Here is a 12,321-nt window from a genome sequence, read left to right as displayed (position 1 = left end):
GACTTTTGCTCTTTTTTAACTAAGACTAGTTGCCGTTATTTACTTTGTAAACTGCCAATAACCTTGCTTTGCAACAATAATTCAAGATTCATCAACTACTTAGCTGATGCCAGTCTACACAGTTTTTAGGCTATAAAAAAGCGATGCTTAGAAAAGTTTTCACATTAGATTTTAACAAGCGGCATGTTATGAAGAATGTCGACAACCCTAACGAAGCTGCCGTAGAATTAATTCATTACCGCGCTGCGTAAATTCAAGCTGTTTCAGAACGCTCATTCCCAGTAAAACCTCACTTCCAGACATATTAGGAACAATGGCTGCTGGCATTCGAGTCAATTTAATGGTGCCTATTTTTAGTGACTGAATTTCTGTTTGATAAGCAGTAGCAGTACCATTAGCGGTTTCTACATGGTACTTATAACCGGGCTTCAAACCAAGATCGCGTGCCACACTTTCAGGTATCGCGACATCGGTTGCTCCTGTATCCAGCAGAAAAATCACTGGCGTACCATCTATGAAGCCACTCATTACATAATGACCGGCTCTATTTTGCTTAAGAACCACTTCATTCATTTTTCCAGTCTGACGCGACATGGGCTGTTGATTTGGATTAATTTGTTGTTGTATTTGATCCTGAAAAAACAGGTACAACAAAAATAACCCCATGCCCCAGGCGATAAACCCCATAAAGCGACCAACTCGCCGATGGTTGTGCTCTGGTGAATGATTTGGAGATGTCACAGACTGGGCCTCCTCAGTAATTAAGCTGCAGTAGAATTTCTGTCAAAGAAGGTTGCCATTGATATTTCTTAAGATCCACTTTATTCGAAACCACGACAATGCCCTCTTGATTCAAACGCGCAGTTTGATGCTGCCCCTGTTCACTTTGGGCCTCGAAAGCGATTGTTCCGTTTGCTCGCAAAACCCTATGCCAGGGTAGAGAGCTGTCGTCTGCTTCCCTGAGAACTTTACCAACCAACCGAGCTCGCCTTGGTAGACCGGCTAGATCAGCGACTTGGCCATAACTCGCCACGCTGCCCTTGGGGATCAGCTTGACCACAGAAATGATCTTTTGGGGTTTATCCATACAGCGCTCAATTAGAGGAACCGACTGTTAGTATAAATTTCTTAGAAGCGGGTTAAAAGATAAGGAGCAGCGAAACTGGCTCGCTGCTCTAACTTGCTAAACTTAAAAATCAAAACCGACGGTCAGCAAAATGCTCTCTGACTCATAGCTCGTTTGGATATAATAGGGATCATCGACTTCTGGCAAGCTCAAAAGATTCGCCTCAATATAAAACTCGGCGGCTTGATAGCCAACACCCACGCCGTAAGACAAGCCAAAGTTAGTCTCGGTTAGATCTTCATATCCACCCGCAGTGTAAGCAAACTGTGTCGCTGCTAACCCCAATTTTCCTTCAATATAAAAATCACCACTGGTTCGTGCGACAAAATAACCGCCATAGGCGTTTACCTTAACATCGGCTACCGTTGCAAACTCTTGTGATGCAAGAGGGGCTGCATCACCTTCGGTAGCAAAAGTCACTAAGAATTCCGCACCGAAGTTTTCATCCATTTGATAACCAAACACACCGCCAATGGTCATATGTGAATAATCTAACGGCGCTTGAACGAGCGCCACATCGGTTTGACCTAAGTGCACTTCAACATAGTTATGTGACTGATAAGCACAAAGATTTCCAATGGCACCGATAGTAAAAAAAATAGCAATTAAAGTTTTCTTCATCTCATATTCTCCATGATAAATAAGTCTCCCATTGAGGGCGCGGCATAATATCACTATGCGATATCAAGATTAAGATATTGGAAACGATTAATCGAAAAAATTTGGATTTAGAAAATGCAAAAAGCCCCTAGAATCGGGGCTTTCGAGAGATGCTCAGATTTACTGAGACTTTAATATGGTGCCCAGGGCCGGACTTGAACCGGCACGGCCTACGGCCACTACCCCCTCAAGATAGCGTGTCTACCAATTCCACCACCTGGGCTGAGGGAAAACTTCGAAAAAACGATTACTTGTTATCGTCGTCTTCTTTCTCAGGTGTTGCTTCCGTTGAATCTGTCACTGGCGTTGTATCATCGGTCTTTGTCTCTGTCGCTTTGACCGCAGGGATATCAGACTCAGGAGCCGATTTAGTTTCCACTGGAATATCGGTTTTCGGAGCAGGAGTCACCAATGTTTTCTGTGATTCTTCTGCTTTGTCAAAAATATCTTTTTCAACTTCACCGCCAGTACCGTTTGCAATGTAACCCAAGGTCAACGCGACCCCGAAAAAGATAATTGCCAACACGGTCGTCACTTTGGTCAGTACGTTACCAGAGCCTGGCGCTCCAAATACAGTACCAGAGGCTCCGGCACCAAAAGAAGCACCCATTCCAGCGCCTTTACCTTGTTGCAACAAAATAACGCCGACAAGCGCTAGCGCTACAACCAAAAATATAATCAATAAAATCTCATGCATCTTAATTAACCTGCAGCTTGACAGATCTGAAAAAACTCATCGGCATTCAATGACGCACCACCTATGAGGCCGCCATCGATGTCTTCTTGAGCAAATAATTCGGCCGCGTTACTGCCTTTCACGCTGCCGCCGTATAAAATCGTAATATTGTCAGATTGTTCACCAATCTGCTCTCGCAACCAGCCTCTAATTGACGCATGCACTTGTTGTGCTTGCTCAGGGGTCGCGGTCATCCCGGTGCCTATCGCCCATACCGGCTCATAAGCAACGATAATCTTTGCTAACTGCTCTGTTGACAGCACTCTGGCAACCGCTTTTAGCTGTTGTAAAACCACCGTCATGGTAGCGTCAGCTTCTCGTTCAGACAAGGTCTCTCCGACACAAACAATGGGAGTAATACCTTGCTGAAGAAGCGCTAACGTCTTCTCCGCCACATCAGAGTTACTTTCATGATGCATTTGGCGTCTTTCTGAGTGACCAACAAGTCCATACTCACAACCGACACTTTTCAGCATGTCTGCGGAAACTTCTCCGGTATGCGCACCTTGCGCTTGAGCGCTCACATTTTGCGCACCCAGCTTAAACTCTGCCGGTAACTCATTACCCACTTGCGAGAGAAAAACCGTCGGAGGACAGACAACCAATGCACAGGATAATTGCGCAAAGTCTTTCTGCGCCAAGGCTTTCAGCAGCTCACTGTTGTTTTGCGGTAACCCGTTCATCTTCCAGTTACCAGCAACCATCGCTTGGCGACCCATCGTCCTTCTCCACATCTCGAAGCGGGCGCAAATGTTACACAAGCTTGCCAAGGGATACAAGCAGAATAGGCGTCAATCCATGAATTATCAGATGATTTAGTGGGCAAATTGAGAAAATTTCTCGAGATCGTCTTATGGAATGAGTTAACGATCGCTATTGGCGACCCACTTTGAAGGTGAGAATGCAGCGATAAACGCCAAAAATTGCTCTCCAGGAAGTCCTTTGCTGACTAAGTAGCCCTGAACTTCATCACAGCCGTGCTGGCACAGAAAGTCCCATTGCTGCGTCGTTTCTACGCCTTCCGCCACCACCTTCAAACGGAGACTCTTAGCCATCGATATAATGGCTAAAGTAATCGCGGTGTCATCAGGATCAACGCACACTTCATCGATAAAGGTGCGGTCGATTTTTAATGAGTCGAGCGGGAAGCGTCGTAAATAACTAAGCGAAGAATAACCGGTACCAAAGTCATCGATAGCAATTTGCAGACCCATGCGTTTCATCCGCTGCAACGTCTTGATGGCTTGTTCCACATCTCTCATCAGCATGCTTTCAGTAATCTCAAGCTCTAATGCATTGGGCGTTAGCTGATGTTTTTTAAGTAACTTGTTAATTGACTCAGGTAAATCAGATTGCCTAAATTGCAGTGCCGAGAGGTTAACCGACACTTTAATATTGGTGTGTCCTTGCTTTTGCCAAAAGGCGGCATCGGCACAAGCGGTATCAATGACCCACATCCCGATGGTTTTTATAAGACCCGTGCTCTCAGCGATGGGTACAAATTCAGCCGGAGAAATAAAGCCCAACTCTGAGTGCGTCCAGCGCAATAGAGCCTCTGCCCCAATAACTTTTCCGAGCTTCAAGTCAACCTGAGGTTGATACACCAAGCTCAACTCTCCTTTATCAATTGCCGCGCGCAGGTCGTTGGCGATTCGATGTCGACGCAATGCCAATTCATTCATTTCAGACTCATAAAAGGCATAGGTATTACGACCGACTTCTTTCGCCTTATACATGGCCGCATCGGCAGCCTTCATGAGTTCATCGACATCGCTGCCGTCGTTTGGATACACACAGACGCCAACGCTCACCGTGGAGTTAACAACATAGCTCGACAAATTGAAGTGCTGGTTGAAGTTATCCACAATTTTCTCGACCACGGTGATAATATCTTCCGTATCTTCAACCTCATTTAAAATGATCACAAACTCGTCGCCGCCAAGTCGCGCTAGGGTGTCTTCATCACGCAAAAGTTCCTGTAAACGCTTACTTGAAGCCTTGAGCAGCTCATCCCCCACCGCATGTCCGAGCGAGTCATTCACGTCTTTAAAATGATCTAGGTCGAGAAACAAAATTGCTGCATAAGTTCGAGTTCGAGACGCTCGCTTTAACGCGTAACGAATACGATCCATACACAAAGCTCGATTGGGCAACTGCGTGAGCGAGTCGTAATTGGCTAAATATTGGAGATCTTTGACCGCTCGCTCTAGCCGTCGTTTGTTCAGTTGCAAAGCCTCTTCAGCGGCATCTCGCTCTCGCTGACGACGCTCAATGGTCTCAAGCATGTCGTTAAAGGTGCGAGATAATTTACCAATTTCATCGTGAGTTACCACAGGAACTCTTAACGAATAGTTTTGGCTGGCACTCACTTGGTGACTAATACTTTCTAGGTTCAATATCGGTTGAGAAATGTATTTCTGCATAATCCGAGCGAGTAAATAAGATAACAGCACCATGGCGAGCAATAACAATAATAGGGATAAAATAAACGAGCGCAGTTTCTCTTTCACCGAATCGGTTGATACCTTGAGATATATCGTTCCTAACTGGTCACCCAGAGAATCCATAATCGGCTGATAAATATGCAGCCAACGGTTGTCCCATAAAACCTGCTGCTCTTTGCGAAAGTCCGTTGCCGAAATATAGCCACCGCCATTTTCAACTTTTGCAAAGGTTTCTCCAATCCCTTGAAAAATAGCGATGGAGTGTGCGGCATTTAGCGATATTTGACCCAGTAATTCCGTTTGAGCCTGTTCGGGACGATCATAAGTAAGATAAGGCTCGCTGTTTTCTGCAAGAAGATTGGCTTGCGCAAGCGCGTCGTTTTGCAACGACTCTTGCATATTTTGATAAAAATTAATGGAAACAACGACAAAACCGATACTGACCGTAAACATCGAGATGCCTGCAATCACCAAGGTTAGCTTTGTTCTAATTGACGCATCCCAACGCATCTAATTCTCCTTGCCTGGATTAGATGCTGGATAAACCTTCTTTGCATGTTTCAAAAAGTTAACTTTGAGTTCACTGCCATTTTGTTCAAACGCTCCTTGATTCACTTCAATATCAAATTTCTTCGAAGCTCCTACAAATAACCTAATGTGCAGTCCCATTGCAGCGCTTTCTTCGCTGGTTGCCACAAAAATGGTGTGTTCGACCAACTTTTTAACCAAAATCTGCTGAATGTCTCGAATTGATACATTACCCACGTAGGAGACATGGCAGTCTTTTAGCTCTTCTAGCTCTCGAGTAAAGCGAAAATCGATGGGCAAACCTCGAACCGTTTCATCGCGTAAATAAGTACGAATAAAGGTGAAGTAGTCGCGGTCGCGAAATATACACAGTCGGTAGGGGGTAGTCGCGGTATTGAAATCAGAGCCTTTTGGCCAGTAGACGAACCCTGGTAAGCGAGACAATATTGAAGAACGTACCCGCTCTTCTGTTTCTTGCGCATGCGCAACTCCCGCGATCGACACGGTCAAGGCGACTATGATCCATTTTACGACTTTATACACCCAGCTCACTCAAGCCTTGTACGGCCAAATCGTCGATTGTTTAAGCAGTCTGCAATTTAGACAGGAACAACTTGAATCCCCTTCCTTGATGACCACCACGCACGCTTTCGCTTAATTTTGCTTAAAATACAGTCAATTGCAAGCCGCAATTGCTGCATAACGTTAATTTTGGCAGTAATTTTCTATGTGTCAAATGGCATTAAGCCGAGAATTTCTAAGAAATATCTCGCGAAACTGGCGATCCGTTAATCAAAAGCAGTATAATACGGCGCCCTGAATGGAGGTGAACTTCATTCTTGGAATTCTCATAGTTCAATCATTTCAAAACCGGCACAGGTTTTGGCCGATATTATCGCCAAGATCGGGTTTAGTACGTCTTTGCCAAAGCAAGGCTGAATCGGTTGAACTATAGTATTCGTTTTAACTTACAAATGTTAACGATATCGGCGCAAGCGTATGATTAAAATTAAGAAAGGTTTGGACCTCCCCATCACAGGAGCTCCGGAACAAGCAATTAAAGACACCAAAACCGTGACGCAAGTTGCAATTCTTGGTGATGATTATGTTGGTATGAAGCCAACGATGGAGATCGAAGAAGGAGACCAAGTTAAACTCGGTCAAGTTCTGTTCTCTGATAAAAAAACCGACGGCGTTAAATATACTGCGCCTGGAGCGGGTAAAGTCGTGGCCATCAACCGCGGTGCCAAACGAAAGCTTCTATCGGTCGTTATCGAACTCTCAGGTGACGACGCTGAAACTTTCGCGAAATACCCTGCAGACCAGTTGAGCAGTCTGAGCAGAGAGCAAGTGGTTGAAAACTTAGCTAGCTCAGGTCAATGGACCGCGTTTCGAACTCGCCCTTACTCGAAAGTGCCAGCACTCGATGCAGTGCCCGACGCCATTTTCGTAACGGCCATCGATACCCACCCATTGGCGGCTGATCCGGCGTTAGTCATCAAAGAAAATAATGATGCTTTTAATCAAGGCCTCTCTTTATTGACTCGCTTAACAAACGGCAAAGTTCACGTTTGTACAGCGGCTAACCAAGACTTCATCATTGCTGGCAATGACCAAATCAACCATCAAACCTTTGGTGGCTGTCACCCAGCTGGTCTTCCCGGAACGCATATCCATTTTTTACATGGCGCAAGCTCTGACCATCCGGTTTGGCATATTGGTTATCAAGACGTCATCGCGATAGCTAAATTGTTTACTGAAGGAAAGCTTTTCACTGACCGCGTCATCGCAATCGGTGGACCAAGCGCTACTCAGCCTCGACTCATTCGCACTCGCCTAGGCGCTTCTTTAAAAGAGCTTCTGCAAGGCGAAGTAGCCGCTGGCGATGTCCGAGCGATTTCAGGTTCAGTATTTAGCGGTTTCGCGGCAACTGGGGCACGAGCCTTCTTGGGTCGTTTCCACAATCAAGTGAGCCTGCTTCCTGAAGGTCGCGAAAAAGAATTTTTCGGCTGGATTCATGCTGGAAAAGACAAATATTCCGTCACACGTTCTTTCATCTCGCACTTGATGCCAGGTAAAAAGTTTGACTTCACCACTACCACAGGTGGCAGCGAGCGAGCGATTATGCCTATCGGTAGTTACGAGCGCATCATGCCGCTAGATATTCTAGCCACTCAATTGTTGCGAGCGTTAGTCAGTAATGACACTGACACAGCTCAACAACTCGGTTGTTTAGAGTTGGATGAAGAAGATTTGGCATTAGCAACTTATGTGTGCCCAGGTAAGTTCGAATACGGACCTATTCTGCGCAATGCATTGACTACGATAGAGAAGGAAGGGTAATGAGTAAGCTTCGAAACTTTATCGACCACCTCGAGCCTCACTTTGAGAAAGGTGGCAAATATGAAAAGTGGTACGCGCTTTACGAAGCCGTCACTACCATTTTCTATACTCCGGGGCATGTGACTAAAACAACGGCACACGTACGTGATAACGTTGATTTAAAACGCATCATGATCTTTGTTTGGTTATGTACTTTCCCAACCATGTTCTGGGGAATGTACAACACCGGATTCCAAGCGATCAATGCGCTGGGTGCCGTTGGCATGAGTGAAATCGAAGGCTGGCGCGGTGCTGTCATGAGCATGTTCAATGTCTCATACGATGCCAACTCGGTCTTCAGCAGCATGTTCTTAGGCGCGTTGTATTTCGTTCCTGTGTACGCTGTAACCTTTATTGTTGGTGGATTCTGGGAAGTTCTCTTTGCAAGCATCCGCAAACATGAAATCAATGAAGGCTTTTTCGTCACGTCAGTCCTGTTCGCTTTGACCCTACCGCCAGATGTTCCGCTTTGGCAGGTTGCTCTTGGTATCAGTTTCGGTGTTGTCGTTGCAAAAGAGATTTTCGGTGGAACCGGTAAAAATTTCTTAAATCCAGCGCTTGCCGGTCGTGCCTTCTTATTCTTTGCTTATCCAGCCGACATGACAGGCTCTACGATTTGGACAGCGGTTGATGCCTACTCAGGTGCAACACCTCTTGCCCAGGCAGCCGTTGGTCAACTGGACTATGCATTTAACGATAGCTGGTGGAATGCTTTTTACGGCCTAATTCCAGGTACTTTTGGTGGCGTCTCGACCCTGATGATTTTAATTGGTGGTCTGGCCCTACTTTACTTCCGCATTGCTTCATGGCGAATCGTTCTTGGCGTACTTCTCGGTATGATAGGCACTTCTTTGTTATTAAATGCGGTAGGCAGCGAGTCGAACGCTATGTTCGCCATGCCTTGGTACTGGCATTTGGTCACCGGTGGCTTTGCTTTCGGTATGATGTTTATGGCAACCGATCCGGTATCAGCCTCTTTGACCAACACAGGCAAATACTATTATGGCGCTTTAATTGGTGTCATGACTGTCTTGATTCGTGTCGTCAACTCGGCTTATCCAGAAGGCATCATGTTAGCCATTCTTTTCGCTAACCTATTTGCTCCTTTCATTGACCACTTTGTGGTTCAGTCAAACATTGCACGGAGGGTTCGTCGTCATGTCAGCAACTAATGACTCTTTCGTAAAGACTTTAACGGTTGCCGTTGTCCTGTGCTTGTTCTGCTCTCTCGTCGTCTCTGGCGCCGCTGTTATGTTGAAAAAAGAACAGCAAGCGAACAAAGCCGCGGATGTTCAACGCAGCATCTTAATTGCAGCTAAAATCGTCAAGCCTGACGAGCAAGCTGACTTCACTAAGTTGTTTAACGAGAACATTGAAGCTCGCGTGATTGAACTAGCGACAGGTGAAGTTGCTAAAGACTTTGACCCAGCTAAGTTTGATCAACGTCAAGCAGCAAAAGATCCTGAATTAAGCGTTAAGTTAAACAAAAAAGAAGACCCTGCCAGCATCAAGCGCCAAGCCAAGTACGCGAAAGTGTATTTGGTTAAAAAGGGTGACAACATTGAGGCTATCGTGTTGCCGGTACATGGCTACGGTTTATTCTCAACCCTTTACGGCTTTATCGCTTTAGAAGGTGATACTCGTACGGTTGCTGGCTTGCGCTTTTACGAACACGGTGAAACACCCGGTTTAGGTGCTGAAGTTGAAAATCCTCAATGGATTGCCAAGTGGCCAGGTAAAGTTGTTCTTAACGATCAATACCAGCCAACCTTAGAGATGGTAAAAACTGGTGCAACCGAGAACAATGAGGTTGATGCTCTTTCTGGTGCTTCTTATACCAGCACGGGCGTTGAAAACCTTGTGAACTACTGGTTAGGCGAGAAGGGTTTTGGACCTTTCTTAGCAAAAGTACGAGGAGGCCAACATGGCGTTTGATAAAGCAGAAGCAAAGTCGGTCATTACTTCACCGATTTTCGATAATAACCCAATTGCCCTGCAAGTCCTCGGTATTTGTAGTGCGCTCGCGGTTACCAGTAAGATGGACAAAGCTCTGGTTATGAGTATCGCTTTGACTGTTGTTGTCGCTATGTCTAACTTGCTCATCAGTCTTATTCGAAACCACATCCCTTCCAGCATTCGTATCATTGTGCAAATGACCATTATTGCGTCATTGGTTATTGTTGTTGATCAAGTGCTCAAGGCTTATGCCTATGAAATTGCAAAACAACTTTCTGTTTTCGTTGGTCTGATCATTACAAACTGTATCGTAATGGGCCGCGCGGAAGCCTACGCAATGAAAAACGGTCCTGGCATGAGTTTCCTTGATGGTCTCGGTAACGGCCTAGGTTACTCAGCTTTGTTACTCTCTGTTGGCTTCATTCGTGAGCTATTCGGATCCGGTAGCGTATTTGGTTACACCATTTTAGAACCTATCCGCGATGGCGGCTGGTATCAAACTAACGGTCTTCTAGTATTACCACCAAGTGCATTCTTTATCATCGGAATGCTTATTTGGGCACTAAGAACCTGGAAGAAAGATCAGGTGGAGGCAGCGTAATGGAAGCCTATATCAGTTTATTTGTTCGCTCAGTATTTATCGAAAATATGGCATTGTCGGCCTTCTTAGGTATGTGTACTTTCTTAGCGGTATCAAAGAAAGTTCAGACGGCTATGGGATTAGGCGTTGCAGTTATTGTTGTGCAAGCGATTACTGTTCCAGTCAATAACCTACTCTTTAATTACATCCTTAAAGAAGGTGCTCTTGATTGGGCTGGCTTATCACAAGTTGACTTAAGCTTTTTAGGACTTATTTGTTACATTGGTGTTATTGCAGCAATCGTCCAAATCTTAGAAATGACGCTCGATAAGTTCTTCCCAGCGCTCTACAACGCACTCGGCATCTTCTTACCATTGATAACAGTGAACTGCGCAATTCTGGGCGGCACGTTATTTATGGTAGAACGCGACTACCAATTTGGTGAGTCAGTGGTCTACGGTATTGGCAGTGGTTTCGGATGGGCGTTAGCCATCGTCGCACTTGCCGGTATTCGAGAGAAATTGAAATATAGTGATGTACCAGAAGGCTTACGCGGTTTGGGCATTACATTCATCACCGTGGGTTTGATGGCATTAGGATTTATGTCATTTACCGGTGTTCAGCTGTAACAGGAGAAGGTATTACCCATGCAAGAGATTATTTTAGGCGTCTCAGTGTTTACCGGGGTTGTCCTTGCGCTGGTACTCATTATTTTATTCGCAAAATCGAAACTGGTTCCTAGTGGCGACGTTACCATTGATATCAATGACGATGCCGACAAAGCGATCAAAACTGCAGCAGGCGGCAAGCTTCTTGGCGCACTCGCCGATCGCGGCATCTTCGTGTCATCCGCATGTGGTGGCGGCGGAACTTGTGGTCAGTGTCGTTGTAAGGTTTTAGATGGTGGCGGTTCAATACTACCAACCGAAGAAAGCCATATCACCAAACGTGAAGCCGCAGAAGGCTATCGCCTCTCGTGTCAGGTTGCAGTAAAGCAAGATATGAAGGTTGAGCTTCCTGAAGAAGTATTTGGCACAAAAAAATGGGAATGTGAAGTTATCTCGAACGATAACGTTGCGACCTTCATCAAAGAGCTGCGCTTGAAGCTGCCTGAAGGTGAAGTTGTTCCATTCCGTGCCGGTGGTTATATACAAATCGAATGTCCACCACATGTCTCTAACTACAAAGATATGGACGTAGCTGAAGAATACCATTCAGACTGGGACCGCTTCAAAATTTGGGACCTCGTCTCAGAAGTGAAAGAGCCGGTTATTCGAGCTTACTCAATGGCAAACTACCCAGAAGAAAAAGGTATGATCATGTTGAATGTTCGTATCGCAACTCCACCACCACGTGATTGGGGATTACCTCCTGGACAAATGTCATCGTACATTTTCAATCTTAAGCCAGGTGACAAGGTTACTATTTCAGGTCCTTATGGTGAGTTTTTCGCCAAAGACACTCAAAATGAAATGGTCTTCATCGGCGGTGGTGCTGGTATGGCACCCATGCGTTCACATATTTTCGATCAGTTACGTCGTATTAAGACCGATCGTAAAATTACTTTTTGGTACGGTGCACGTAGTAAACGCGAAATGTTCTATGTTGAAGACTTTGACATGTTAGCCGCAGAGAATGAAAACTTTGAGTGGCATACCGCGTTGTCGGATCCGTTACCAGAAGATAACTGGGAAGGTTACACAGGCTTTATTCACGAAGTTCTTTATGAAAACTATTTGAAAAATCATAAAGCGCCTGAAGATTGTGAATACTACATGTGTGGACCGCCAATGATGAACGCTGCAGTCATCAAGATGCTGGAAGATCTTGGCGTAGAACGCGACAACATTTTCCTTGACGATTTTGGTGGTTAAACCCCCAGAGCACTGTCTAAGAAAGCGGCTACTTC

Annotated in this window: 13 protein-coding genes and 1 tRNA gene; 6 read left to right on the top strand and 8 right to left on the bottom strand. The window is 45.4% G+C overall.

What is annotated here, in order from left to right; genetic code table 11:
• Nucleotides 1-207: 207 nt before the first annotated feature.
• The 8 genes from Q9312_RS14915 to Q9312_RS14880 form a co-directional block, all read right to left on the bottom strand.
• Entirely contained in the window at nt 208-741 is a 534-nt protein-coding gene (locus tag Q9312_RS14915; protein WP_309201655.1) for a retropepsin-like aspartic protease family protein, read from the bottom strand.
• Nucleotides 742-754: 13 nt separating this feature from the next.
• The gene (locus tag Q9312_RS14910) at nt 755-1,087 is read right to left on the bottom strand and encodes an MGMT family protein (RefSeq protein WP_309201654.1); all 333 of its coding nucleotides are present in this window, start codon (nt 1,085-1,087) and stop codon (nt 755-757) included.
• A gap of 102 nt (nt 1,088-1,189) precedes the next feature.
• Nucleotides 1,190-1,747 (bottom strand): outer membrane beta-barrel protein, encoded by a 558-nt coding sequence (locus Q9312_RS14905; protein WP_309201653.1) that lies wholly within the window; start codon nt 1,745-1,747, stop codon nt 1,190-1,192.
• 176 nt (nt 1,748-1,923) lie between these two features.
• A tRNA-Leu gene (locus Q9312_RS14900) sits at nt 1,924-2,009 on the bottom strand.
• Nucleotides 2,010-2,033: 24 nt separating this feature from the next.
• Nucleotides 2,034-2,483, bottom strand: a complete 450-nt coding sequence (gene secG, locus Q9312_RS14895; RefSeq protein WP_309201652.1) for a preprotein translocase subunit SecG — start codon at nt 2,481-2,483, stop codon at nt 2,034-2,036.
• A 5-nt stretch (nt 2,484-2,488) separates the two neighbouring features.
• Complete coding sequence (gene tpiA, locus Q9312_RS14890) at nt 2,489-3,241, bottom strand: triose-phosphate isomerase (RefSeq protein ID WP_309201651.1); 753 nt, start codon at nt 3,239-3,241, stop codon at nt 2,489-2,491.
• Nucleotides 3,242-3,385: 144 nt separating this feature from the next.
• A complete protein-coding gene (locus tag Q9312_RS14885; protein WP_309201650.1) occupies nt 3,386-5,476 on the bottom strand; it encodes an EAL domain-containing protein in 2,091 nt (696 codons plus the stop codon).
• Nucleotides 5,477-6,037, bottom strand: a complete 561-nt coding sequence (locus tag Q9312_RS14880; RefSeq protein ID WP_309201649.1) for a YfiR family protein — start codon at nt 6,035-6,037, stop codon at nt 5,477-5,479.
• 456 nt (nt 6,038-6,493) lie between these two features.
• Here Q9312_RS14880 and Q9312_RS14875 point away from each other — a divergent pair, with 456 nt between their 5' ends.
• The 6 genes from Q9312_RS14875 to nqrF are packed head-to-tail and all read left to right on the top strand — an operon-like array spanning nt 6,494 to nt 12,286.
• Complete coding sequence (locus tag Q9312_RS14875; RefSeq protein WP_309201648.1) at nt 6,494-7,837, top strand: Na(+)-translocating NADH-quinone reductase subunit A; 1,344 nt, start codon at nt 6,494-6,496, stop codon at nt 7,835-7,837.
• Nucleotides 7,837-9,048, top strand: coding sequence for an NADH:ubiquinone reductase (Na(+)-transporting) subunit B (locus Q9312_RS14870; RefSeq protein WP_309201647.1), 1,212 nt, complete (start codon nt 7,837-7,839; stop codon nt 9,046-9,048). The genes Q9312_RS14875 and Q9312_RS14870 overlap by 1 nt, the downstream gene beginning before the upstream one ends.
• Nucleotides 9,035-9,811: a Na(+)-translocating NADH-quinone reductase subunit C gene (locus tag Q9312_RS14865; protein ID WP_309201646.1), complete on the top strand. Its 777-nt coding sequence runs from the start codon at nt 9,035-9,037 to the stop codon at nt 9,809-9,811. Before Q9312_RS14870 ends, Q9312_RS14865 begins: the two co-directional genes overlap by 14 nt.
• Nucleotides 9,801-10,433, top strand: a complete 633-nt coding sequence (locus Q9312_RS14860) for an NADH:ubiquinone reductase (Na(+)-transporting) subunit D (protein WP_309201645.1) — start codon at nt 9,801-9,803, stop codon at nt 10,431-10,433. Before Q9312_RS14865 ends, Q9312_RS14860 begins: the two co-directional genes overlap by 11 nt.
• Nucleotides 10,433-11,041, top strand: a complete 609-nt coding sequence (nqrE, locus tag Q9312_RS14855) for an NADH:ubiquinone reductase (Na(+)-transporting) subunit E (protein WP_309201644.1) — start codon at nt 10,433-10,435, stop codon at nt 11,039-11,041. The genes Q9312_RS14860 and nqrE overlap by 1 nt, the downstream gene beginning before the upstream one ends.
• 18 nt (nt 11,042-11,059) lie before the next feature.
• Complete coding sequence (gene nqrF / locus Q9312_RS14850; RefSeq protein ID WP_309201643.1) at nt 11,060-12,286, top strand: NADH:ubiquinone reductase (Na(+)-transporting) subunit F; 1,227 nt, start codon at nt 11,060-11,062, stop codon at nt 12,284-12,286.
• Nucleotides 12,287-12,321 lie beyond the last annotated feature (35 nt).

It is taken from the genome of Pleionea litopenaei (assembly GCF_031198435.1).
Taxonomy (GTDB): Bacteria; Pseudomonadota; Gammaproteobacteria; order Enterobacterales; family Kangiellaceae; genus Pleionea; species Pleionea litopenaei.
The sequence above is the reverse complement of the archived record's forward strand: the minus strand, read 5'-3'. Positions and strand labels throughout refer to the sequence as shown.

Excerpts from the sequence above, each read along its gene's own strand:
- secG (WP_309201652.1), bottom strand. The coding sequence starts at position 2,483 with ATGCATGAGATTTTATTGATTATATTTTTGGTTGTAGCGCTAGCGCTT.
- tpiA (WP_309201651.1), bottom strand. The coding sequence starts at position 3,241 with ATGGGTCGCCAAGCGATGGTTGCTGGTAACTGGAAGATGAACGGGTTA.
- nqrE (WP_309201644.1), top strand. The coding sequence starts at position 10,433 with ATGGAAGCCTATATCAGTTTATTTGTTCGCTCAGTATTTATCGAAAAT.
- Q9312_RS14860 (WP_309201645.1), top strand. The coding sequence starts at position 9,801 with ATGGCGTTTGATAAAGCAGAAGCAAAGTCGGTCATTACTTCACCGATT.
- Q9312_RS14905 (WP_309201653.1), bottom strand. The coding sequence starts at position 1,747 with ATGAAGAAAACTTTAATTGCTATTTTTTTTACTATCGGTGCCATTGGA.
- Q9312_RS14885 (WP_309201650.1), bottom strand. The coding sequence starts at position 5,476 with ATGCGTTGGGATGCGTCAATTAGAACAAAGCTAACCTTGGTGATTGCA.
- Q9312_RS14875 (WP_309201648.1), top strand. The coding sequence starts at position 6,494 with ATGATTAAAATTAAGAAAGGTTTGGACCTCCCCATCACAGGAGCTCCG.
- Q9312_RS14910 (WP_309201654.1), bottom strand. The coding sequence starts at position 1,087 with ATGGATAAACCCCAAAAGATCATTTCTGTGGTCAAGCTGATCCCCAAG.
- Q9312_RS14870 (WP_309201647.1), top strand. The coding sequence starts at position 7,837 with ATGAGTAAGCTTCGAAACTTTATCGACCACCTCGAGCCTCACTTTGAG.
- nqrF (WP_309201643.1), top strand. The coding sequence starts at position 11,060 with ATGCAAGAGATTATTTTAGGCGTCTCAGTGTTTACCGGGGTTGTCCTT.
- Q9312_RS14865 (WP_309201646.1), top strand. The coding sequence starts at position 9,035 with ATGTCAGCAACTAATGACTCTTTCGTAAAGACTTTAACGGTTGCCGTT.